A 22,506-nucleotide genomic window follows, 5' to 3' on the forward strand; every position below is an offset into this window, starting at 1 on the left:
CTGGGGTGTCCACGGAGGTCATCAGATATGCGCAATGCAGGAGAATCGGTTGATTCGAAGTGAGCTAAGCACTGATCGGACCGCCCATGCGGCCGGTCTACAGCGATCGAGCTGAACAAGTGCTCACTTGCTGACTTCGCTCGCAAAGTGTTCCGATCCGTCAGCGCTACGGGCTGCCCTCTTCAGTCCGCGATTGCACTGACGTTCGCCGCGATTTACCGGGTTCATTGGCCCTGTTCACCACGAGCCGTGCAACCCTGCGTGGACCGTCCCATAACTCCACGGCTGGATGGCCTCCAAGAACTTTTCGGCTCTGGCCTGGGCGTTTTTGTCGGTCTGGCAATCTATCTCATAAACTGCGCGAGCGACGCCGTACAAGTCGACCGCGTACGCAACATATCGCATATTGCAGTCCCCTCGGGTGAGGAAGGCTGTAATACGATTCCCTTGTGCGATTACTGTTCCTCGGGGCCCTGCCAAAGAAAGCGGCCCCAGCACTTGGCGGCGGCTGGGACCGTTTAAACGCTCCGACACGCAGAGGGGGATACTGCCGGAGCACAGCACCAAACCGGTCGCTTGCGATGTGTTCCTAGAAAAAGAGGCTGCGCCTTGCGAGAACCGGCCCATCGCCAAACGCGCGTTCGAACGATGGGCCGCCCCGGGTGGATGTCGCGAAGCTGGGTTGATCCTCGCGCCACAGACCGAAAGCTAAATCGTCTTGGTCCGCGAGTCGTTCCTGGCGGCCGGCGGGCCTTTACTTTTTCCAGTGAAGCCGCTTGCAGGTCAGCCAATCGTAGACTCGCACGTATCCGCCCTTCTTGGGGTCAAACAAGCTGGCCCGGAACGTCATCGGCGTGTGGCAATCGGCACAAGAGGGCTTGCGGGTCGCAGTTTCAGCTTCGTTGCTCATATCGTGCGGTCCCGATTCAAGTGGGGACCTTACAACAAATGATAATTGAAGCTAATAAACTGAGTTAGGTCTCTTCCACAATCCGAGCCGCGGTTATCGTTGTCTGCCTTTAGCGAGCCTGCCGAGGAAGGTTGACGGCGCCGGCTGGCGCAGCAACTCCTTGGAGCGTGCGATCAGCTCGCGCGTCCGGGCGATAAGCTCCGCGTCTCTCTAGAAGCAATACGCAGCCGCAAATCGATATGTTCGTGGATGGTCGGCTTGGACATCAGCCGCTCCTCTGCCTAGCAGGCGGGAGCACGCTCGGTCTCTCAGCCACCGACGCCTACGGACAGTGCCGAAGCCGGTGATGAGGGAACAATGCACCTGTGCCGGTTCGGTTGCAAACCGCGGCCCCAAGAACAAACGAGGTCACCGATGGTCAAATGCGCACAGTACGGCCCATCGAAGAGATCGGACCAAGAACAACCGGCAGCAGGCGCTGCCCTGAGACAGATCCTGCGGCCGATGCCGCGACGTTCCGCACGATCGGCGCGGCACTACGAGTGCTAGCACAGAGGCTAGTGAGCGTGATCACGGGGAGGCTTGTCATCCCCATTGAGCAGATCTAATCGTCCTTCAAGCTCTTCTTTCTTGGCCACAAGTCTCGCGGCGAGAACGTCATTGACGACCGTGTGAAGTTGCCACAGCTCTTCGAGAGACATGGTCTCAAACGGCTTCCGTTCCATGAATCCCCCAATTCACGATTTGCCCATTAGCTTGAGGCTATGTGGGGCAAATGGCAACTCGGAGTTGGTTGTGCTGAAAGCTACCTACACTTGCGGCGTCGACCGAGTTTGTGGGAAGCGCAGCGATCCGGCCTTAACCCCGAACGTCGCAGCTGAGCTTGGGCTAATCGGCTTCGCAGGACACCCAGTTCAGCAAATTGATGTTCAAGAAAAGCCACACGTAAATGCAAAGCGGCAGCACGATCGAGAATACTCATCGCAACGCAACCCCGAACTATTTAATAAATAGTCTCCAATTTCGGTATCAGGGCAATAGACGGGCTCAATTGCAAGTGGAATCTTTGAGCAGAGCTCTGCAACTGTCCCAAGGGGCAATTTAAATTGCTTTGATTCCTGTCATAACGTGCATGTGGACGGGCCGTGGGGATCTTCGCGGCTTTGTGCTCGGGGGAGAGGGCCCGCCAGCTAGCCAGCCCCGCGGCGGGCCTTCCCTCGTCGACCAAACACAATTGCCACACTGCTTAAGTTCCTCGAAAGGAACGACATTTCCGTTCGCGACGAAACACGCCTGAAACAATGCGATGCTTTGGTAGATGTACCGGGGCTGGATCATAGTTCACTTAAATATTTCACTCGGAATTTTTTGGCCGTCGCGTTGGCCGTAGCAGCATCCCTGCTGCGGCCTTCGTTGCTCTGCACGGAGGACAATATCGTGCCCAAGGAATATTGCCTGATTGTACGTGCCGCTGGGAAACAATTGGACCTGCTGAGGGGGGAAGCTGCACGCATCGCAAAAGCGGCCAACGTAAATTGGTGGACCGATCGTGCGGAAGTCGGCACCAAGTTTTGCTTTGAAGACGCTGAAGCGAAAGCCTCATTCGCACTCGTGTGCGATAGCTTCGACATTGCCTGCCAAGAGGCCTAATCAAGAAAAATTCCCGCCGACGTTGCGAGCCGGCGGGAGGGGTAGCTTGAAGACAGCGACCGGGCTTCGAATCGCCAGATCGCACGACGCTCAGCCCACCAGTGCGCCACCTAAGCCGCTGGAGCGCCCATATCGCACGCATCAAACGCATTCGCTCAGCAACGGCTCGCTGTCCTCCCGGTCGCAATCGTCTTGCTCGCGATCGGTGAGGCATGTGCCCAAGACGCCACTGGTTGTCCAGCCGAGCGAGGGCTCTTCGTCCTCCCCTGGTTCGGCGCCGTCGTGCTCGTCCTCCAGGTCCTGCGCGCCGCCTGCGGCCCACGCGGTCTGATCTCCGGTCCAGTTGCGACCGTCTACCACCTCGTAGAGGCTGGGGTGGCGCTCAAGGCTGCCGAGTGAGGGTTCGTCGTCGCTGTCGTCGGCCTCGACGTCTTCGCCCGAAAGCGGCTTTGATCGAAGCTCCTTGTCATCCACGGAGATCGACCGAGATAGTCGAAGCCGGTTCTGGGGTCTGGCGATGCCAGATCCTGTTCCAGTTCGTCGGTGTCGCACGGGCCCGCGTCGGCCTCGTCCTCGCGCTCAGTAGTGACGTAGGGGTCGGAGGCATCGAGAAAGCCAATCAGCCTCTCGATTTCGACGCGGGCTTGGCTGCGAAGCTGCCGGAGCTGGCTGAGGGCTGACGCGCGCTTCTTAGCTTGCCGCCGAAGATTGGCCGCACGTTCGCAACTCGGGGCGGACTTCATCGCATCCTCCCCAGAGACAGAACCTTGAAGGCGAGGGTTGTCTTAACGTTGCACCAAAAGCCGCAATTTACCGGCGTTTCAGCTCGCGCCCAGAAGTGGTCCTGGTCGATTTGATAGAACCATTCGTAGGTGCGGCCTCCGAAAACGGCGTGGCCGCTCCAGATGGTTGCGCGCCCCGGGGGCGGCTCAATCGTAAGCATCTTGAAATCAGTCGGATCATTGCCGGCTGCTGAACGGGCCGCAGTTGCCCGTTGCCGCGCGGTCCTTACCGCGTTGCTCATGTCGTCTCTCGCAATGTGAGGAGTGATGTACGCAACTACTCGCTTGCAGCCGAGCGGTATGGTTCCGCCCTCGCCCGGTGGTCGCGAGGGACGCCCTAGTGTGCTTCACCTCCTTCCCGGCTCGTTGAGCGCCTCGCCGCATCAACGCGACGGCTGGACGCTGAGCTGAAAGCCTTTGACGTGAGGTCGATTGCCATCGTAAGCGCCGTTTGCTGCCGCTCAGAGAGCTGCCCCGAATGAACGGCGCTTTCGGCCGCCGTAAGCAGGTTGGAGACCGCCAGCAATTGGGTAAGTGTCGGCGCCATCGTCAGAAAGCCGAGCGACGTACGCCATCGCACGCAGTGCCATATTGGATCATGGTAGTCATCGCGGCGGGCAAGCCGTGGCGCTGACGCCAAGCGCACTGCATTTCGGGGATCGTGTCGGCCAGCGTGCGGACTGCGGCTCGCAGCGACCGGGGGGTAATCTACCAAGTCCGTATTGCCTCACGGCGAGCGAGCCCCTTGAGGACCCACACTTTCACTTGGCCGGTTTCTTCATCGATAAGATTGCGGATGGTGAGGGAGGTTAAAGGCGTGGCTCCGCCGTTCACCGGGAGGGTGTTTTTGCTCATCTGGGTTGCTTTCAGAAATCAGTTTTGATACAAAAGGATCATACAAAAAATGATCTAAAAGGATCAAGACGTTTGGTGGATTTTTCTCAACTTAGAGCGGCGCGCGCCCTGACCGGCTTGTCTCAGCCCGAGGTAGCTGAGGCTGCGGGTGTATCTGTGCCCACGTTGAAGCGCGCCGAAGCAGGCGGTCCAATCAAGGTCGCAGAAGAAACCATCGAGGCGATAGCCAAGGCCCTCGAAAGGGCTGGCGTCGAGTTCATTCCAGAGAACGGAGGCGGTGCCGGCGTCCGGATGAAGAAGCGGAAGCGCTAATTTTTTATTCGGAAGTACCCCGCCCTTTTGGGGCCCCAGCCTTTCGACTTGCGAGCCCCAAAAGGGCATTTCCAGCGACTGGATAAATCGGACGAACTTACACACGCTTTAAAAGAGGAAATTGTTTTGCCCAAAAGGGCGGGATTCGCCTATTTTGAAGGTCGAAAAAATCATTGTGAAAATCGAAATAATTCGAACTTTCGGGCTGGCATTGGCAATTTCCGTTCTGCCGACCGTCTCAGTCTATCCGGGCAACTTGGTTCGGGCAGGCCAGCGTGATTGATGGGATACGATCAAGATCCACCGCCCACGGATCAGCTTTTGATCGATGCAGCTGAGAGCAACTAGCTTTGCAGGAAGTAAGACAGCGGGCCTGTATCAGTGCGAACGCGCTGAGGCGACGGCGTTTGCCGGATTGCCCGAGGCAACTGAGCTTTATCAACCGTTCTTCAACGACCGAAATCAGTATGCAGTGAGGGTTGCCGTGTGCACTATTGACACACCAGCATATCCATCGGCTTCTTGCCAATGTCTGGACTGCTCACAATTTTCTCCAAGGGTAGGTATGCCAACCCCTAAACGGTCAGCTCAAAAGGAGGGCTCGGAATATCGGGTAGAAGTTCTGTTCAACCTTGGCATTATCGGTCAGGTTAAAGGCTGGCCTTATCGGATTGCTCCGAGGTAGTGCGCGCCTAGGAAGATAGCGCACCTCATCTTTTCGATAGATCGCTCGAGAGCTACTCCTGCGTGGTCGGTTCAAAGAGGCTTATTGGAGGTCCAACTTGGTTTCCAGCAATCAGAGTGAGTACCGACAAGCCATTGATCATTTCGCCGAGACTATCTCGACGGTCAGGCCCGCTCGGTCGTCAAGCTTAGATTACAGGAGTCGCCTATTTGTCAGAGCGTTGAGACGAGAAGCGATTCATCATCCCATAGTTGTGTATCTCATACTATTTTCCATCGGAATAGGTTGCGCATATGCGAGCCGATTTTTCTCCGACAGCCCTGCCCTACGCAGTCCAACCTTTTACCTTGGTGTTCCGGCTATTCTGCTAGGCGCTTACCAAGCGTGGCTGACCTCAATCATAAAACAAGCTGACCAGATGAAGGACTATCTGGGCCGCCTATTCTCAGATGAGGCATTCAGAACTTGGTATGAACTCTTTTACAATTATCCAAATGGGCTCTTCGACAAGCTTGATGCGCTTCCGCCAGCCGATCGCGAGAAAGCACTCGAAGATGAGAACCGAATGAGAAAAGCAGGAACTCGACGATGGCATCCTCGCCATTTTTGGGGCACGCAAGAGGAGGGCATGGTCGACGCGCTTCTGAGCCAGCTCAACGTTTTGGGTGATTATTATGAACGAGGGATGCTTTCCGTTGAGGAAATCGGCGGTGTAGCGGAGTTTTATTTGTTGGGAGTCCTTAACTGCCATGCGTTTCAAGCATACATACATCTCCTGCGGCAGGGTTTTCGAGGCGAGACGAAGGAGTTTCCGCTCGAACCTGACATTGATGGAATCATGAAGACGGCAAATCGTCGGAAGCTAGGTTCGCCGCCATACCGGCACCTCTGTGTGCTTCTTCGGGACTTGGAAAAATTCAGGAAGCCCGACGAAATTGAAATTTACAAGCTTCTTGATAAAGTTTGCGGAAAAGCGATGAGGTTGCAATCGTGACAAACCAGATCGAGAGTGTACCGAAGGCGGCGCGCGAGGCTGCAGCGGCTCTCATACGCCAACAAGATAGGGTTCCGCAAAGCCCTCTTCGTCGGCTAAAAGACGGTAGAGTTGAGCTATGCGCCGCAGCCGCGCTCATCATCGCCAACACAGTTGGCAACGAGAACCGTGAGGCGTTGATCACTCGGTTCGCTGAAGAAGGTCGTGAGGCTGTTATTGAATCCTTCGCTCGCCTGCAGTGGCCGAAGGAGCTCGGGAGTCGGCTACTCCAAACAAACGACGCTTTCGACGAGGAAGACCGCAAGACCCAGGTTCTCGCACTCTTCGATGGATCAGCAGAATCGTTGTGAGCGCCGCTCCCTAACGGGTCACTCGCGCAATCTGAAAAAATAGGCGCGCGCCATTCCGATGAAGTGCAAGAGCCTCTCAGGTCACCTAGAGAAGGCCAGCGCCAGCATGGTTCCTGAAGAGCTCCGCCTCTTGGACGTAGCCGCGCAGCGTCTCGACTGACTTGTGCCGGCTGACATCCATCATGCGGAAGATCGACTTCCCGGCGGCAGCCGCGGACGTAAGGAAGCCTCGCCCGAGCGAGTGGCCGGAAAACTGCCTTTCATCCAGGCCGCTCGGCAAGCATGGACTTTGACGATGTTGGCGGCTGATCGATCCGTGAGCCGCACTCTGCTCACCGTTCCGGCTTTGTTGATCGGTCGAAAAACGGGGCCAGAGGTGATGCCGGAAGCATCGAGCCAATTCCGGACAGCGGCGACGGGACAAGCGACGGATCCCCGGGCGATGGCTATATATGTGCCTTTCGGCGTCCTGATCGGTCTTCGAGCGTGCGATGAAGACTCGCAGCCCTTCTGCGGCAACCTCCAAATGCTCCACGTCGAGCGCGACGAGCTCGGAACGGCGGAAAGCGCCCCCGAAGCCCAACAGCAGCAGTGCGCGGTCGCGCTTGCCCGTCAGAGTGTCGGGGCAAGTCTCGACCATGGCCTTAATGCGCGTCACAATGGCAGGCGCTTCCTTAACCTTGGCGGCGCCAAGGGTGCGCCGGATGCCTCGGAGCGTGACTTTGACGGCCTCAGCGTCACTCGGGGCTAGCAGGGAGGCCAGCTTGTGGGCGTAGCGGACCGCTGCCACGCGCCGGCTGAGTGTCGAGACCATGGCGCCTGCGGCTGCACCGTACGCCAGATATGCGGCGAGCGTCTCGGGGCTCGCTGGGAGCGAGCCAACACCCCTTGCCTCGGCACCAGGCGCGGAATAGGCGGAAGTCGGTCTCATAGGCTTTGCGGGTTGCTGGCGCCTTCTCAGCCTTCGCGAATGCGACGGCGGCGGCCAACTCGGGAGCGATGGTGGCCGGGAGGGTGCAGGCCTTGCCAAGGGCCGGAAGGCTGCTCATCTCTGAGTTCCTTCGAGGACTTTTTCAGCGGAGCGATCCCGTTCAACATTAGGCTCGGCCAGGGCGCGATGATTTTCGGCGGCTCCCTTCAGAACCTTCCAGAAGCCCGAGTCCGCGGCTTCGAGCTCGAAAAGTATCTGCACGAGCCTCTGAGACGACGGAATTCGCAAAACGCCTCCGTTCGCTTAGCGTGGACGGGTTGTTGGCAGATCTTCGGCATCGTCGGGTGCGATCGTCGGATCCGCCAAATTGTAACCGAAGCCTTCGTAAACGAACGCGGTGCGGATCAATTCGCAGTCCCGCTCGCTGACGCCAACCTGCCGGCAGACCCGATACCAGGATTCCCTGATGATCGCTTTCATGCCGTCGACGATTGCCGTCGCGTCTTCTTTGGACAAGAGAAAACGTTCGCATTGCGACAGCAAATTAAGCCGGTTGGCGTATCGTCCCCAGTTGCCAAAAGCCATCGCCAGATCTCGGCGTTCCAAGGCAATCATCGGGTTCGGCGTGAGGTCGTATGCCGGTGACAGCGACCAGGCCGAATCCTTTGCCAAAATGGCATGGTTGCGTGGATGATCGTCGGTGTTGGAGATGAGAGCATTGAAGCACACCCGCCGAAACAGCTCTGGCAGATCCTTCGACTGACTTCCGGATGCGGCTCGTCGGATTTCGTCGGCCAGCAGAAGATACGACCATTTTTGGCGCTTATCGACCGTATCGGGCGTGTCATCGGCATCGAGCAGCGTCAAGGCGCTCACCATCCTGCTGCGGAGGTAGCCTTTGTCGGCCTTATTCCGATCGAACCGCTTGATCAAGACAACATCCTTGTCGCCGATCGTAGTCATTTGGCTCTCCGCGCACGAGATGCCGCACTCGCGAGCAAGGGTCAGCATGGCGTGTTCGACCCGGGGGGTGTTCCATCGATCATCGCGATGCGGGAATTTCGCGAGCCAAAGCGCATCCTCGTCCTCGACGGTAGCCTTCGGCCGTGCGCCTCCCATCGAGGTGCCCGCGCGCATCAACGCCTCAGCCTGTTCGGCGTCAGCACCTGCTGGTGCTGGTGCTGCTGGATCCTTTTCAGCGGAGACGATCTGTTCAGCCACTTCGATCAACCGCGCCAAATCCAGCGTTTTGTTGAACGCACGAACAGGTGCCGGCGGTTGCACGTTAAGACCGAAGCCCAAGGCGCCGGCGCGATCATCGGGTGAATTGAGTAGGTATTGAATTTCGTTCGGCGAGGGATCGCCCAAACGAGTTTCGATCAGCTTCCGGCCCCAGGCGTCGGGAGAGCTGTCCCGCAGCGCTCCAAAATTGCCGCGCAGCTTCATTGTCCGGAACGGGGGGACTTGAATCTTGAGCTCAACCGGGTCGAACTCGACGCGATCCTTTCGCTCAAGGTAGCTGCGGCCATAGACGAATTGTCCAACGGCAGCACCTTGGCGTGTCGTGTCGAGCTGGTACCGCCCCGCTGTAACCGGCTCGGTCTGGCCGGGCAGCGTGATGTAGACGAAACACTCCTCAGAAGGCATTGCTTGGTCCTCCCCCCTGTCGCGCACGTTCGCGCTCATCGAGGCCGCTCAGAGCAAGCCCCTCCTCATCGTTCTTCGGGTTGGCAACGTCAGCCAGCGACGCGAGCAGGTTCATCGCCCACAGCATGCCGACATACACGCCGGCACTGGTGCTCAATTTACCGTTTTCGGCGTCCGCGATGACGTGACGGTCTACCCCCAGCTTGGCAGCCACCTCCGCATGGCTCAGGTTGCGGCGCAAGCGTGCGGTCCGAAGGTTGTTCCCCAGGCGCCTGATCGCATCCTGAACGGCTGAAGGGGGCGCGCTGATTAACTGGCTACGAGGAGGCATGGCGTCTTAAGGCTCCCTTAAAAGGCTTTTTGGCGCCTTATGGTCCCCATCTTTTATAAAGCTCGCCGTCATGTTTTGCAAGCGCTTGGCGCCTTAACCTACCACAAACTTAGATAGTGGCGCCTAAAGGCACCAATATCGTCAATTTCCCAGCCTAATCAATTGTTTGATCATCAGCGGGACCATCGCGTTCGATGTGCCCGCCTCACGCGTCACTGCGGCGGACTGGAGACCCGTAAGCTAACCTCGCAGACTCTTGAGTGCTTCGTCGACAGCAGTCGCGCGGGCGCCGAAAACGGAGGCGGCGGACGCCGCCATGGAGCGGACCCGCTCGCGCCCTGCGCCAACTCAAGGATGACCTGAACACGGCTCCGAGCCAAAGGCACCATGGTTGCTTGGGCTGGGAATACGTCGGTGTGTTCCGGGTCGACCGCGCGAAGTCTCGTTTTGTGTTGCTCGATCAGCATGTCAAGAACGATCGCAACCTGCTGGTCAAGGCGGTCAATAGCCTCGCACGCGGCCGACGGGACGACGGTGATTGCACTCCGGAACGCGTTCTCGTTAACCGCGGGCTCGCGCGGCGCGTTGATCCTGGCCAGATTGAAATTACCCCGACTGGGCGCGTCGAACTCGCCAGGGCCGAGCCAGGTCAATTCGGCGTCCTTGATGCCATCGGCGGCGCCGCTGGAAAGGCGCTCATCAGATGGACCGCGAGGCCCGTGGGAAGTTCTTTCGAGTCGGAGATCGCGACCATGCGCCTTGCCGCCACGGATCAATCCGACCGCAATCGCGGATGGTGCTGGCATGTGTCCGTTGATCATGATTACGGTCGCGACCAAATCCAGCGCGGTGGGCACAAGGCTTCATCTGACGAGGCGAAAGCCGCGGCCATTGCGTGGGCCCCCGCAGCTTCTGCGAGATCAGCTTAGCCGCTCTCTCCGCCACGGAAGGCGCCTTGGCGTGACGCGCAAACAACTCTTGGCAGCGGCTGGGTACAAGGTCGCCACCTGAGGCCGAGTTCAAGGCGGCGGAGGATGTACCCGCTGGCGTGCGCCTCGTCGCCATCGCGACATGCCGCCTTGGGCCGAGACTTCGTGATTTATGATCCCGCTGGCGGTGATGACGGCTTGCTGCTGATTGACGTCGACCGCGAGCAGATCATTGGCGAGACAGTCGAGCACCTCGGCCGCTTGGCTGCCGCTGCAGAGCGTCCGCCAGTGCAAGGAGCGCTGTTCTGATGGGCCGGCAGGCTAGGACGCGCACCGGTGAACACACCTCACGCCTCGATGCCCGTCGCGAGCGTCGGTTGCCTGCGCGCCAATATCCGTCCGCGCCAAAGAAGATCATTGGTGTCACATCTTCTATGGTCTTGGCATTCCATGATCCTGGGACCGCCACCCGTAACCAGCAGATATTGCTCCCGCGCAGGTTCGTGCGCGAGGTGCCATTTTCTTGTAAGCTCGGTGGCCCCGAGGGACGTTGTGGCCGCCCAACCGCGATCAGAGGTCTTAATCCTCGACGAGGCGAACGCCTCTCTCGACTCCGTCGCCGAGGCATTTGTCATACGGGCGATTGAGGAACTGCGTCTGGCCGGCAAGATCATCGTGGTTATCTCTCATCGACCAACACGATTTGCGGAGCCGATAAGATCGTCGTGTTGGATAAGGGACGTGTTGTTGCGGAGGGAAGGCATGCTGATCTGTTGACGGCTGAAGGCGCTTACGCTCGCTTGTGGCGGGCGCAGAGCGGATTCAGTTAGGCGCTCGTGAATCACCCTGGCGGCGGCAACGGCAGCAGCTAATCCTTGAACACGGGATCTCACGGATCGACTCCGCGCCGCCCGGCCATCGAATGAATTTTTGAGCTCGGCGACCGGCAGGTTGGTCTCCAGGTCGAAATCGCGCCCATCATTGCCGGCGCCGAGCGATATTCGACCCAGTCGCCCGGTTCGAGGATGTGCGGAAGGCAAAGCAGGACGTCGAGCGCATGGATGGTCCATTGATCTACCCGGCCAGGCGTTTCATCTCGGCGTCATGCGCCCGCCTGAGGGGCGAAACGAAGGCGACCAATCCGATTGTAGTTGATCACCGCCGGGTCGGCGCCGATCACCGGAAGTCGGCTGACTACGTAATGCACGACCTTGTCCATTCCTAGCTCCTGTTTCAGCGGATGTAGGGCGCGCCGATAAACCGTTGCGAAGTTTCGCAGCCGAAAATATCCTTCTTCGATCTAGCGGCTCCATGGCGGGCATTCTGAACTGGTCGCCCCGCAGCTCGGCTATCACGTGGATTGATGCCCGCTCCGGTTCGAGAAAATAGTCAGTGAGGCGCGGCCGCGCAGCACCGCGACGAGATCGATGGTCTCGGCGATCAGCGCTTTGAGAACGGTGAGGAGGGCTTCCTGGATGAGCTGCTCGAGGCGGCGAAGCACGCCCAGCGCCGAGCCGGCGTGAATCATTCCGGTTCCGCCGGGATGCCCCATGCCCCAGGCTTTGAGCAGCTCCAAGGCTTCGCTGCTGCGGACTTCGCCAATTTGAATTCGGTTGAGGCACAGGGGCGAGCGGACCAGATCAGACAGGGTCGCGACGCAACGTTCCTTGGTGCGCAGAGCGACCGGGTTCCGCGCGCGGCATTGCAGCTCACACGTATCCTCGATTAGGAACACGCGATCGGCGGTGCCGGCGATCTCTCGGCCAGCAATGCGTTCGTCAGGGTGGTCTTGCCGGTCAAGGCGCCGCCGGCCACCAGGATGTTCCTGCGGGCGGACGGCTTCGTGGAGCACGTCTGCTTTTCCCGCCGTCAAGCAGCGGAAAAAAACCTGCCTCGACTGGATGCGGCCATGGACCTTCTCGCGCCAGCTCTGGTGGGGTCATCGCGTCCCGGCATGAATCCAGAGCGGGGCTTTCAAGCCTCGTCAAGCGACTTGATGATCAAGGTCGCACCGACGATCAGCAACTTTCGAACTCGGTTCCCGCGCTTTGATATCGCCCCAAAGCCGCTGCGTTGCATACCGACAACGAAAACCTCGTCCCGCGGAGTGGGTCGATTGTCAGTTCGGCAACGAAATGTCACTAAGTGGACGATACGCACGGTCAGAAAAAGCGAAAATCAGCAATCTTCAATTCGGCACGCCGCTTGCCTTGTTGACAGCGTCGGCACTTGTGAGCCCGTGATGGATGATTTGGCGACTTTGAGCAAAGGCAGGGAGACTCGCTGTGTCGCGAACTGACGTAGAGCGATTCGTCAACGATCTCGGGAACGAGGGTGGCCTGCTTGAACGCATAAAACCGATCGCTACCGGCCTTGCATCGATTGTCGCGATCGGAAAGAGCCTCGGCTACAGCTTCACACTTGATGAAGCTAAAAGCTGCATTCGAGCCCGACAGAAGCTGACGACTAAACGGCTCGCCGGTGGCACTTTTTATTCGAGTGATCCGATCTCGACCGGCGCTGTGCAGGCCCTTGCGCAGGTGGCCACGAGCGGCGCGCAAGCCGCGGAACCGGCCTCTGACCACGCCACGGCAGTTGAGCCCGTTGCAGTTGTTGTGGTTGTTATTGTTGCGGTCGCGGCCGAGGTCTGACCTGCCCTTCGCTCTGACCGCATCGGCTGGTTGCTGAAGCAAGCGATGAAGTTCGATGAGAACATGAAGTAAGCCTCGTCAAATGACACACGCTGCCGCCGAACACTACCGACAGATTTTTGACCTACGCACCCCGGAGCAACTGCGCACCCTGTCGCACCTCAAACGCTTCATGGAGCGCTTAGTCGGTGACGTGGAGTTCCGCAGGGCGCTTGCGGAGGCAACCGCCACGCCTCGAGCGGTAACAGAGCGGTACGGGATCAAAGTGGATCCGACGGAGGTGCTGCCGCTCTGGCGCGGTGGCTACCAACGATACCGCTTCAAGCCAGAGTCTGCGCCGTGGCCGCTGGCTGTCATGTGGGATGAGTACCTCCGCGAGATGATGCGTCACCGCGACCTCTTGCGCGACGAAGGCGAGATGTCAACGATCAATCCTCGCTTTCATGCTTGGCGCGAAAGGCAAATCCGGCGCTGCAATGACCAATTGGGCGTGTCGGCGGCGGCGCTCACGCACCCCATAATCGCTTTCGAGCTAAGCGAAGGCTGCACCGTTGGCTGTTGGTTCTGCGGCCTCTCGGCCGATCGCTTCAAAGGCTATTACGACTATAGCAAAGAGCATGCAGCGCTTTGGCGGGGCGTGGTTGGTGTCGCGAGCGAAATGTTTGGTTCGGCAGTCCGCACGGGCTTCTGCTACTGGGCCACAGATCCTATGGACAACCCACACTACGACCGCTTTCTGTTCGACTACTATCAGATTACGGGGGCGTTACCACAAACAACAACGGCAGCCCCACTCAAGGATCGGGCACTCACCAGCCGCGTGCTCGGGCTCTTCAATCTATATCGCACGACGACGAATCGTTTCTCCGTGCTGAGTACGGCACATCTCAATCAGATTCACACGGCGTTTTCGCCTGAGGAGTTGCTAGGAGTCGAACTCATCCTGCAGGGCAACGAGGCGCTGACGGCAAAGGCCATGGCCGGGCGCGCACGCGAGCGGAAGGAGAAGCTCAGGGGCGCTAACAAGGACCGTGCAATCGCCTTTCTGGAACGCAGTCACACGACAATCGCCTGTGTTTCCGGCTTCCTCGTAAATATGCGGCAGGGGCGTTTACGACTGGTGACTCCGGTGCCGGGTAGCGAGCGCTGGCCTCTCGGGTACCGCATTCTGGGCGAACGCTTCTTCAGCACGCCTGACGGGTTCCGGGGCGGGCTGCAGAGCATGATCGAACAGCATATGCTCGAGAGCCCAGCCCATGATCTGCCAATCCGCTTCCGCAGCGACCTGCAATACGAGGCAGGGAACCGGTACTTTCATCTTCGCTCACGCAACATAGAACACCGCGTTCTCGACGACATCGCCCCGATTTCCGTTGGCCGTTTGATCGCGGACGGCAACTGCACAATGTCGGAGCTGGTTATTCGGGCCGCAGCTGACGGAAAGACCCTCCTTGGGGTCGCCGACTTGCTTGATCAGTTGTACGGGGCCGGCCTGATCGAAGAAGACCTCGACGATCGCTTCATCTGGCAGACCGGTGACTGGACGACGAGCCGCCTCGAAGGAGTCAAACACGCGGGCTCCCGCACGGGTGCAGACTGTGCCGATTCGCATTGAGGTACTACTTAGCCTCAAGCTACGGCAGCATCCCACATCCAACAGTGCTGAGCGCGATGACAAGCCGCTCCGCATCCACGGTCCGTGGCTTCGTGGCGTGCACAACCGGCGTGACCACAGAAGCCCAGTGGGACTTCCGCGCTTGCGGCTTCGAGCCAAGCCCTCATTTGCGTGCATCAGCGGTGCACGACTGGACGCACGCTGTTCAGTCAAGAATGGCTTGCCCCGTCCAGTCGTCAATCAAATGGTTCTGCCAGACGACAGTGCCGCTGGTTCCGGAGAGGTCGTCGCTCTTGTGGCGCGCCATTGCAACTTGCATTGGCGGTGATCCTGGTAGCGAACGACGACGCACCTGAAACTTTGATAGGTCCATGTGAATGACGACTTCAATCCGTTCATCGATGATGAAAAACAACGAGTCGCACTCCAGCGTGGCGCCGCTCAATCTCAAGACCGAGCTGCGGGTAGGCAATTATTCACCGCTCGGCTCCAACACTCTCTGCTTGTTCATGCGGTCCAATCGCCCGGCAACGAACGTGGCGCGGAAATCGTAGCTCGAAGCGGGCTGCGCACTAGGAATTAGTCGACTTCATGTTCACGTCTCCAGTCAGGGATTGCGCAGAAGTTCACTTTGCCGTCCGTCGCGTGAGACCATGGCAGGGCGAACGCACCTGTGCGCACATCATGAATAACGTGGTATGATTATGAGTATCGATGTACCAATCGTCCTAGTCAACATGCCTGTGTCGGCAGTCGAAAGGCCGTCGCTGGCGCTTGGTCTGCTGAAATCAGCGCTGACCCAGGCTGGAATGCAATCCACCATAGCTTATGCCAACATCTGGTTTTTAGAATACATAGGCATCGCCGACTATGGACCTCTTGAGAATTGCCCGCCAGAGGAGGCACTGGTTGATTGGCTGTTCGCGGGCATTGCTTTTCCCGGCTTCGAACGCGAACAAAACGCCTTCCTCGACCTCTATTTCAAGCGCAACCCGATACGCGCAGGCAGTGGTTTGGCCGAACGTCGTGCGAATTTCCTCAGGCTGCGCTCGCTTATCGGCGGGTTTATCGACTGGACGGCTGACAAGATACTGGAGAAGCGGCCGGCTATGGTCGGGTGCAGCTCGACCTTCACCCAGCATGTCCCATCGCTCGCGTTGCTGCGCCGGCTGAGCGAGCGCTCACCTGATCTTGTCACCCTCATGGGTGGAGCAAACTGCGAGTCGGTAATGGGGTGGAGCACTCACGCGCGTTTCCCATGGGTCGACTATGTCGTGTCGGGCGAGGCCGACGCACTGATCGGCCCGCTGTGTTGGGACATCCTCAATCGCGGCAGAGACATTCCGCCTGCTGACCTGCCATTTGGCGTTTTCGGTCCGGCGCATCGCGAGGCCAGCTATCCCGCGGCGTTGACGCGCGACTTGGTGCCCCGCGCAGTGATCGAGAGCATGCGTGACCTGCCGCTGCCGGATTTCTCGGACTATTTTGCGGAGGTCGAGGCATCGCTCTACGCCGATCGCATCCATGTCGGGCTGCCGATGGAGTTCTCTCGCGGCTGCTGGTGGGGCGAGCGCAGTCATTGCATGTTTTGCGGACTGAACGGCGGATCGATGACCTATCGCCAGAAGCCCGCGGGGCAGGCCGCAGCGGAGATGATTGAGATGTCGGCGCGCTACGGCTCGTCTCGCATCGAAGCTGTGGACAATATTATGGCCATTGACTACCTCGAAAACGCGCTGCCTCACCTCACCGCGCTACCCGAGAAGCTCGCGATCTTCTTTGAGGTCAAAGCCAATCTGAAGCGCCACGAAGTGGAGAAGCTAGCTGCTGCCGGCGTCCGCTGGATTCAACCGGGTATTGAGAGCCTGGATACTCGTGTTTTGAAGCTGATGCGCAAAGGAACGACCTCAGCGCACAATGTTCTTCTCTTGAAGTGGTGCCGTCAGTACGGCGTGCGGGTCAGTTGGAGTTTATTGTGGGGCTTTCCCGGCGAGAGTGATGTATGGTATGCGGAAATGGCCTCTTGGTTGCCGTTGCTGCATCATCTGCAGCCGGGACCTGCGGTACGCTTGAGATACCAGCGCTACAGCCCTTATCATCACACAGCCGAGAAACATGGACTGAAGCTGCTCCCCGCCGCCCCCTATCGCTACGTCTATCCGTTGTCGGAGCGCGATCTCTCGGATCAGGTATACTACTTCGAAGACAGCGAGTACAACGGTGTCGGCGGCCATTTCACAGTGCGCGACGCTCACGGCCGCCCGGGACTAAATGCCGTCGTCAAGGGCATCGATGCCTGGCTGAAAGCCTGGAGCGGGCCGACTTTGTCTATGCTGTCGATGCAGGACAACGGCGACGAAATCATAGTCGAGGACACGCGAGCCGTAGCAGTCCAGCGCGAACACCGCGTCAGAGGGATCGAGCGAGAAATTCTTCTGGCCGCGGACGAAGGGTCGCCTGAAACCCGCCTGCGGGAACGGCTGGGCGCCGCGAATGTAATGCAAGGTGAGATTGAGGCGGCAATAGCTAACATGATCGCCCGCAAACTGATCGTACGGCTTGACGCGCGACTGGTTGGGCTCGCGTTATGGCATCCATATACGCCAATCCTTCCCCCGACAGCGTTTCCTGGTGGCTATCTCGACCGACGCTCCACACCAGCGGCCCCGCCGCGCGAATAAGAAACACTGCGGTGTGCACATCGCAAGGTCTCACCCGTCGCCGGTCTCTTTCTTGGCGCTCGCACCAGTCTTGTCGCATTGTTCGCCCGCGCCTGTGAGCACAATGAACGGCGCGGAGCCCCAAGCTCCAACATATATGGTTTGAGATATCTGACCGAAGCGGAGGCGATAATCGCGCCAACCTACTAGTGGAGCCGATAAAGCTTATGCAAAGGCGTAAGATCGATCGCCCCAGATGTCTGAGGATACTTATCCTATATGATCACATCTCATCCCGATCCGTCGGGCTACCTTAGCGAGACACTGTAACGCCGCCACGAGCCAGCTCCGGCTGCTGCCGGCGGCCAACCGTCTTCGGGTCCTCCGCGTCGGATTCATCGTTCGAATTGCGCGATGACATCGCTGGGCAGTTTCGGAGAGCAATGGGCTGGGACAATTATCGGCAATGGGAGGTCGATCACGCTAGGCCGTTATCATCGGCGCGAACGTTGGACGAATTGAAGGCTAGTGACGAAGGCACTTCTTGCAGAAGCTGACTTTAGCGCAGAAGCCCCAATGCGATATTTCCTACGACGAAGTTTCGCGGTGGTTGAATGGCGTAACTGCATTGCCGCTTCGCGGCATGACTGTTCGCGGCATGAGTGTTGAGGTTTCCTTGGGAGTGACCCGTCTCTTCCCTGTCGGTCGAGAGACTACCAGAAACGAAGCTCCAATCGCTGCTAGTCGCAGAGAGGAGCCGATTGCAGCCGACCAATCCAGAGCCAGGGCCGGTGCCCCCCGAGCCATTTAGGCTTCCTCGCCCGAGCAGTAGACGTTTTGACGAGCGTATAGACGAACTAGAAAAGTATGTTGCTGACGATCGAGAAATGAAGCGAAAATTGGCAGCGGAGCAATCCGAACCTGCCCCACTCGCTCCGTTGCGCCCAACAGGAGATCGCACACCAAAGAAGAAGTAGTCGAAACACTCCGCAGGAAGCAATAACGCCGTAGACGAGAAAAACAAGCTCAGGATCGACCGATAGCAGATTCGACCTTCCCGCGGCCCTCGTCCTAGTAATCCTTAAACACCATGACCTGTGTTATAGCGGCACAAGAACGGAACAGCACGGATGGGACTGTTCGACAAACTATTCGGTAGCGCCCGTAACAGCCAACCAGCTTCCGCGAACCGTGAGCCCCCTCTCAAGAGGCGGACGAGCGGAGTTCATTTCTCCAACTGATGGCTCGATAGTACGCGCAGAGCACACTGCGTGGACGATGATTACACAGCCTCATCGTGAGGTCGTTAGAGTCTATCAGTTTCAGGGGCTGCCACCCCCAAATACGTATCGCAAGATAGAGGTTCATCGCCGACAACCAAATCAGTCGGAAATGAACCTTCGAAGCGGTTGATCTACTTCGTTGTGCAGCCGCCAATGGGAGAAGGCGGAGGATTTCTCGCTGCGACATTTGCACACACGATTCGAGTTCGAAAAACGGGGCAATTGTTCTTAGAAAAGAAGCGACTGCTACTGAAAACCAATTTTATGTCCTGCATGAGTATGCGGATTACTGCTTGGATGTACTATTTGCGGGCATACGGGCTTTGTACAAGGAGCAGAGGCCGGACGTTGGGCGGGCGCTGCGGAATCGAAAAGCCCAGTTCTTCTGATCAGTCAAAGCACTTCCGGGTTGGTGGACCCGCTCCACATGGTCGCGATTTCCTAACGCACGTGACAGCGTCGTTGCTGCTTTCGCGGCCGGATGCCGATCGCATTATATGCGGTAAGGAGCTGCTGGGGCTTTCCGACGACGTCGGCCAGGCGAGTAAGGCTCGTATGGAAGCCGCAATACCAACATATAGAGCGACAGAACGGAACGTCGCCGCAACATTGAATCTTTTCCGCAAGAGAGTTTTGCGGACCCGCGAGGTCCAGCGCGTAAGCAGCAGTCGCACGTGAGCCGTGAGCAAGAGCTGGAAGGCGCTTGGCGTCCCTCGTGATTTGTTCGCTGGGTCGGTTCATCAGGTGCCGCCGCAGCCACGGAAAGCTCAGAGGCGTGCGGTTCATCACCTTCAACCTTCAGACGGCGCTGAGAGCAGGACCTGCGACCACGTCTCAAATGGGCACACTCTGCTGAAACGCGCGTCTAGAGGTTCGAATGCAAATCATCCAAGCGATCGAGCCCCCGCTCGATGAGTGACATTGGAAGATAGCTGAAACACAAGCGGACGTGACGGCCACTTCGTGGGCCATAGCTCCGACCATTTATAAGGTGCACGTCGTGCTCGTGGCTTGCAGCTTCAATAAACCTCTCCGGATCGGTACCCGCGGTAAGCCGAACCCAGAACGAGAAGCCCCCGCTTGGCACCCTGTACCCCGGCTCGCAAATCCGGCTTCGCTGCAACAACCTATGTACGCCGTCACGCTTCGCTCGGTAGTGCTCGCGCAAGCGAGTTATGTGCGAGTCGAGCGCGCTCGATTTCAACAATCCCAAAACGACATTACTGAGAAGGGGACTTACGCCACCGTCGCGTTTGAGGTGTGCAAGCCCGTTGATGATGTCAGACTCCGCAAGCACCCAGCCCACCCGAAGTCCCGGTCCGGCAATTTTTGAGATGCTATGGACATTGACCACGTTGTTGCCCGGCGCCAACCAATGCGCTGGACCGTTATAAGGCAACTCAGAATACACAAGATCCTGCACCAAGAGAGCGCCACTGCGGGCTAGCAGTGCCGCCAGTTTGGCCACATAGTCGTACGACATCCGGTGCCCGGTTGGATTATGAAATGCCGGCATCGTGTAAAAAAGCTTCACCCGGGTGCTGGTCTGCAGGATTGCCTCCACCTCGTTCAGATCCACACCCTCTGCGGCCATACCTAGCTGGACCACGGTTGCGCCCGCGATCGAAAACATACGCAGTGCACCCAAGTAAGAGGGGTCCTCCGTCAGGACCACATCACCGGGGTCAATCCAGCCATCGGCAAGCAATTGCAGGGCCTGTGAAGCCCCTCCCGTCAGCATAACTTGGTCACGCCCCACACCGTACCTCAGTGCCAGCTTTGTACGAAGTTCGGGCAAGCCCGCCGAATCCGTATACTGCGGCAGATCGGCGGAAGCCACGCCTGTCCGTCCGTCGAACGCGTCGGGCCACGGCAGTTCTGCGAACATTACCGGGTCGGGCAGCGCGTAACCGAAATTAATACCCTTCCTCGCACTTGAGACGTCGAACGGCGCGAAACCTCGAGCGAGAGCGCTCCGTTTTGAAATGCGCATATTCATAGCTTCGTCATTCGGACCTTCATGATTGTCAAATTTTTCCTTGGCGAAAGCGCTTTTTGTACTCCAAGGCAAAGCTTGCAGGTATTGGCGCGCCAAAATGAGGCAGGTCCACCGACGCCCTTGGCTGGGCTGCTACAGCTGACCTCTCGAGGGACGGCGCCCACGCCTCGCCAAAGTAGTGCCGGCCGTAGCCCATCGCGAGCTCAGGTATTACGGGATAGAGTAAGCTCAGGAACAGCGAGATCTGGACAGAATTCCATGTCTCATTCTCTGCATTTGAGAAGCCAACTAGCTCGAAATACCTCTCGATGATATCAAGGGCATCCCAGAAGCGAAGGGCGGTGACCGCGTCGGCGTAATCATCAGCGAAGCGGCGGCATTTCGGGGAGAGTTCGGTGCTCTCTGCGGTGCCTGCGCTTTCTGCACATCGCCGTAACGCATCCTCCCAGACCCGAATGCGTGAGGCTGCCGACATGAGCACATCGAGATCGAAATGGTTTGCGTCGGTTCCAAACGGCTTGGCCACCCGTGCCAGTGCATAACGGAGTACGTTTGGGCCCACCGCGCGCGCCACCTCATCGGCCCAAAGAGCATGATCACGACTGGTGGAAAACTTCTCGCCCTCAAGCTTGTAGAAATCTTGAACGGAGTTATTTTTTGGAATTGGGTAACCGCGCGCGAGCTGAGCGCCGGCCACACCCAGCGTGTAATAGAAGCGATTATCTTGTCCCATAAAGAAGAGAAGCTCGCTGTTCTCGTCGTGCAACGTCGCGTTCGCATCCAGACCTGAGCGGGTGCATAGCTCGCGAATTCCGGTGTCGAAGCACCAGAGGCCCTCAAACCATGGAAGCAGCGTTTGGCCGACCAGAGACTCAGGCTCTTTGATCTCCACTCCGTGCTTAAAATGGCGAGTCATCGGCAAACCACCGACTTCGCGGCGTAGCCAAGCACGCGCCTTGGAGCGTATCGGCTCGGACCATGCGCACTCTCCAAGGGCTTCGTCTAGTTGGCCAGCGAGACGTGGCATATCGAACATGGCCTGCGCGATGGGTCTTAGCACAAGATCGCGGCCACAGCGTGCGTGCCGTGCTTCACGGATTGTGTCGTGCTGAAGAGCCAGCCCACAGTTCTCACACAGGTTGCTATCGCAAGGCGATGAGCAAGCCGGGCATCGACCAGTTGCAAGCGAGTCCGCAACGAGCTCATTGCAATGTTCGCAATACAGTTGGACGCCTGGCCGCACGTCGACGTAGCCGGCCACTTGCAGCTCGCGAAATATCGCTAGCGCATTTTCCTTGTGAATTGCGCTAGACGTTCGCACGAACACATCAGGCGTAATTTGCACGGCGCGCAGGCACTCCAAGATCTGCTGAACATATTGTTCTGCGACCTCGCCAAAGGATCGGCCGAGCCTTCGTGCCGCTTCGAGCGTATGTGTGCCGTGCTCGTCCGAGCCAGTGATGTAGTAGGCCCGATGGCCAGCCATGCGTTGAAAGCGAACGAAAATATCCGCGAGTAAATACACACCGCCGATGTGGCCGAGATGTAGTTTGCCGTTAGGACAAGGCGGCGCGGGACAGACAAAATAGGTGCGCACGTCAATCCCACCAAATCGAGATAAATTTGAGAGCGCTGTCTTGGCTGATATTGCGGATAGTGTGCGTCTGGTGTGGCGACATGTAACACAAGGTCGTTTCGCTGACATCGCGGACCTGACCGTCGACTTCGAATTCTCCCCGTCCAGAGATCAGCAGCCACAGTTCGTGCTCCTGATGATCGTGCGGGTCGACCGCATCGCCTGGAGCGAGTTCCACGATTGAAGCCCCAAATGCTGTGCTGATCCCCTCCGGGAGATGCTCCAAAAGGCGCCAGACCAGAACGCCGTATTCGGTTCGCATTAGAGAATGGTCGGCCCGCATCGT

At 58.3% G+C, this 22,506-nt stretch carries 18 protein-coding genes and 2 pseudogenes; 9 read left to right on the forward strand and 11 right to left on the reverse strand.

Annotated elements, in window-relative coordinates:
- Positions 1 to 2,347: 2,347 nt before the first annotated feature.
- Positions 2,348 to 2,560, forward strand: coding sequence for a hypothetical protein (locus BCCGELA001_RS30230; protein ID WP_060737937.1), 213 nt, complete (start codon positions 2,348 to 2,350; stop codon positions 2,558 to 2,560).
- Positions 2,561 to 2,701: 141 nt separating this feature from the next.
- On the opposite strand, the gene BCCGELA001_RS30235 is transcribed toward BCCGELA001_RS30230, so the two are convergent.
- Positions 2,702 to 3,034, reverse strand: coding sequence for a hypothetical protein (locus BCCGELA001_RS30235; protein WP_060736968.1), 333 nt, complete (start codon positions 3,032 to 3,034; stop codon positions 2,702 to 2,704).
- 265 nt (positions 3,035 to 3,299) lie between these two features.
- A complete protein-coding gene (locus BCCGELA001_RS30240; RefSeq protein ID WP_008545191.1) occupies positions 3,300 to 3,584 on the reverse strand; it encodes a hypothetical protein in 285 nt (94 codons plus the stop codon).
- A gap of 637 nt (positions 3,585 to 4,221) precedes the next feature.
- On the opposite strand from BCCGELA001_RS30240, the gene BCCGELA001_RS30245 reads away from it, so the two are divergent.
- From BCCGELA001_RS30245 to BCCGELA001_RS30255, 3 genes are all read left to right on the forward strand, one after another.
- Positions 4,222 to 4,509, forward strand: a complete 288-nt coding sequence (locus BCCGELA001_RS30245) for a helix-turn-helix domain-containing protein (protein ID WP_335339432.1) — start codon at positions 4,222 to 4,224, stop codon at positions 4,507 to 4,509.
- Positions 4,510 to 5,612: 1,103 nt separating this feature from the next.
- Positions 5,613 to 6,188, forward strand: a complete 576-nt coding sequence (locus BCCGELA001_RS37580) for a hypothetical protein (protein ID WP_008545198.1) — start codon at positions 5,613 to 5,615, stop codon at positions 6,186 to 6,188.
- Positions 6,185 to 6,538 (forward strand): hypothetical protein, encoded by a 354-nt coding sequence (locus BCCGELA001_RS30255; RefSeq protein WP_008545200.1) that lies wholly within the window; start codon positions 6,185 to 6,187, stop codon positions 6,536 to 6,538. Before BCCGELA001_RS37580 ends, BCCGELA001_RS30255 begins: the two co-directional genes overlap by 4 nt.
- 85 nt (positions 6,539 to 6,623) lie before the next feature.
- On the opposite strand, the gene BCCGELA001_RS30260 is transcribed toward BCCGELA001_RS30255, so the two are convergent.
- The 4 genes from BCCGELA001_RS30260 to BCCGELA001_RS30275 form a co-directional block, all read right to left on the reverse strand.
- Positions 6,624 to 7,352, reverse strand: coding sequence for a site-specific integrase (locus BCCGELA001_RS30260; protein WP_060736973.1), 729 nt, complete (start codon positions 7,350 to 7,352; stop codon positions 6,624 to 6,626).
- A gap of 420 nt (positions 7,353 to 7,772) precedes the next feature.
- A complete protein-coding gene (locus BCCGELA001_RS30265) occupies positions 7,773 to 9,116 on the reverse strand; it encodes a type II toxin-antitoxin system HipA family toxin (RefSeq protein ID WP_083543455.1) in 1,344 nt (447 codons plus the stop codon).
- Positions 9,106 to 9,357 (reverse strand): helix-turn-helix domain-containing protein, encoded by a 252-nt coding sequence (locus tag BCCGELA001_RS30270; protein ID WP_236840779.1) that lies wholly within the window; start codon positions 9,355 to 9,357, stop codon positions 9,106 to 9,108. The genes BCCGELA001_RS30265 and BCCGELA001_RS30270 overlap by 11 nt, the downstream gene beginning before the upstream one ends.
- 302 nt (positions 9,358 to 9,659) lie before the next feature.
- On the reverse strand, positions 9,660 to 10,304 hold the full coding sequence (locus BCCGELA001_RS30275; protein ID WP_008545213.1) for a hypothetical protein: 645 nt from the start codon (positions 10,302 to 10,304) through the stop codon (positions 9,660 to 9,662).
- Between the two features lie 177 nt (positions 10,305 to 10,481).
- Between BCCGELA001_RS30275 and BCCGELA001_RS37585 the strand changes: the two genes are divergently transcribed.
- Both BCCGELA001_RS37585 and BCCGELA001_RS39090 read left to right on the forward strand, forming a co-directional pair.
- Entirely contained in the window at positions 10,482 to 10,685 is a 204-nt protein-coding gene (locus BCCGELA001_RS37585; RefSeq protein WP_144441570.1) for a hypothetical protein, read from the forward strand.
- A gap of 264 nt (positions 10,686 to 10,949) precedes the next feature.
- A pseudogene (locus BCCGELA001_RS39090) lies at positions 10,950 to 11,206 on the forward strand (peptidase C39); the annotation flags it as partial.
- Positions 11,207 to 11,727: 521 nt separating this feature from the next.
- Here the strand turns inward: BCCGELA001_RS39090 and BCCGELA001_RS30290 are convergent.
- Positions 11,728 to 12,249 (reverse strand): annotated as a pseudogene (locus tag BCCGELA001_RS30290) (ATPase, T2SS/T4P/T4SS family); the annotation flags it as partial.
- A gap of 412 nt (positions 12,250 to 12,661) precedes the next feature.
- Between BCCGELA001_RS30290 and BCCGELA001_RS30295 the strand changes: the two are divergent.
- Together BCCGELA001_RS30295 and BCCGELA001_RS36500 are read left to right on the forward strand one after the other, a co-directional pair.
- The gene (locus BCCGELA001_RS30295) at positions 12,662 to 13,027 is read left to right on the forward strand and encodes a Nif11-like leader peptide family natural product precursor (RefSeq protein ID WP_008545220.1); all 366 of its coding nucleotides are present in this window, start codon (positions 12,662 to 12,664) and stop codon (positions 13,025 to 13,027) included.
- Between the two features lie 82 nt (positions 13,028 to 13,109).
- A complete protein-coding gene (locus BCCGELA001_RS36500; protein WP_083543456.1) occupies positions 13,110 to 14,642 on the forward strand; it encodes a radical SAM family RiPP maturation amino acid epimerase in 1,533 nt (510 codons plus the stop codon).
- A gap of 205 nt (positions 14,643 to 14,847) precedes the next feature.
- Here the strand turns inward: BCCGELA001_RS36500 and BCCGELA001_RS37595 are convergent, their stop codons facing one another.
- Positions 14,848 to 15,057 carry a hypothetical protein gene (locus BCCGELA001_RS37595; protein ID WP_144441571.1) on the reverse strand — a complete coding sequence of 70 codons (210 nt, stop codon included), beginning with the start codon at positions 15,055 to 15,057 and terminating at the stop codon, positions 14,848 to 14,850.
- Positions 15,058 to 15,340: 283 nt separating this feature from the next.
- On the opposite strand from BCCGELA001_RS37595, the gene BCCGELA001_RS30310 reads away from it, so the two are divergent.
- A complete protein-coding gene (locus tag BCCGELA001_RS30310; RefSeq protein ID WP_060736976.1) occupies positions 15,341 to 17,323 on the forward strand; it encodes a RiPP maturation radical SAM C-methyltransferase in 1,983 nt (660 codons plus the stop codon).
- Positions 17,324 to 19,450: 2,127 nt separating this feature from the next.
- Here the strand turns inward: BCCGELA001_RS30310 and BCCGELA001_RS30315 are convergent.
- Genes BCCGELA001_RS30315 through BCCGELA001_RS30325 form a run of 3 tightly spaced genes read right to left on the reverse strand, consistent with a single transcriptional unit; the run spans position 19,451 to position 22,503 of the window.
- Complete coding sequence (locus tag BCCGELA001_RS30315) at positions 19,451 to 20,680, reverse strand: aminotransferase-like domain-containing protein (RefSeq protein ID WP_236840781.1); 1,230 nt, start codon at positions 20,678 to 20,680, stop codon at positions 19,451 to 19,453.
- Positions 20,613 to 22,181 carry a class I tRNA ligase family protein gene (locus BCCGELA001_RS30320; RefSeq protein WP_083543457.1) on the reverse strand — a complete coding sequence of 523 codons (1,569 nt, stop codon included), beginning with the start codon at positions 22,179 to 22,181 and terminating at the stop codon, positions 20,613 to 20,615. The genes BCCGELA001_RS30315 and BCCGELA001_RS30320 overlap by 68 nt, the downstream gene beginning before the upstream one ends.
- Position 22,182: 1 nt before the next feature.
- Positions 22,183 to 22,503 carry a cupin domain-containing protein gene (locus BCCGELA001_RS30325; protein ID WP_236840912.1) on the reverse strand — a complete coding sequence of 107 codons (321 nt, stop codon included), beginning with the start codon at positions 22,501 to 22,503 and terminating at the stop codon, positions 22,183 to 22,185.
- Positions 22,504 to 22,506 lie beyond the last annotated feature (3 nt).

Source organism: Bradyrhizobium sp. CCGE-LA001, assembly GCF_000296215.2.
In the GTDB taxonomy this organism is placed as follows: Bacteria; Pseudomonadota; Alphaproteobacteria; order Rhizobiales; family Xanthobacteraceae; genus Bradyrhizobium.

Bases quoted from the DNA above. Each gene is read 5' to 3' on its own strand.
- BCCGELA001_RS30240 (WP_008545191.1), bottom strand. From the start codon at position 3,584: ATGAGCAACGCGGTAAGGACCGCGCGGCAACGGGCAACTGCGGCCCGT.
- BCCGELA001_RS37580 (WP_008545198.1), top strand. From the start codon at position 5,613: ATGAAGGACTATCTGGGCCGCCTATTCTCAGATGAGGCATTCAGAACT.
- BCCGELA001_RS30260 (WP_060736973.1), bottom strand. From the start codon at position 7,352: ATGGTCTCGACACTCAGCCGGCGCGTGGCAGCGGTCCGCTACGCCCAC.
- BCCGELA001_RS30265 (WP_083543455.1), bottom strand. From the start codon at position 9,116: ATGCCTTCTGAGGAGTGTTTCGTCTACATCACGCTGCCCGGCCAGACC.
- BCCGELA001_RS37585 (WP_144441570.1), top strand. From the start codon at position 10,482: ATGTACCCGCTGGCGTGCGCCTCGTCGCCATCGCGACATGCCGCCTTG.
- BCCGELA001_RS36500 (WP_083543456.1), top strand. From the start codon at position 13,110: ATGACACACGCTGCCGCCGAACACTACCGACAGATTTTTGACCTACGC.
- BCCGELA001_RS30310 (WP_060736976.1), top strand. From the start codon at position 15,341: ATGATTATGAGTATCGATGTACCAATCGTCCTAGTCAACATGCCTGTG.
- BCCGELA001_RS30325 (WP_236840912.1), bottom strand. From the start codon at position 22,503: ATGCGGGCCGACCATTCTCTAATGCGAACCGAATACGGCGTTCTGGTC.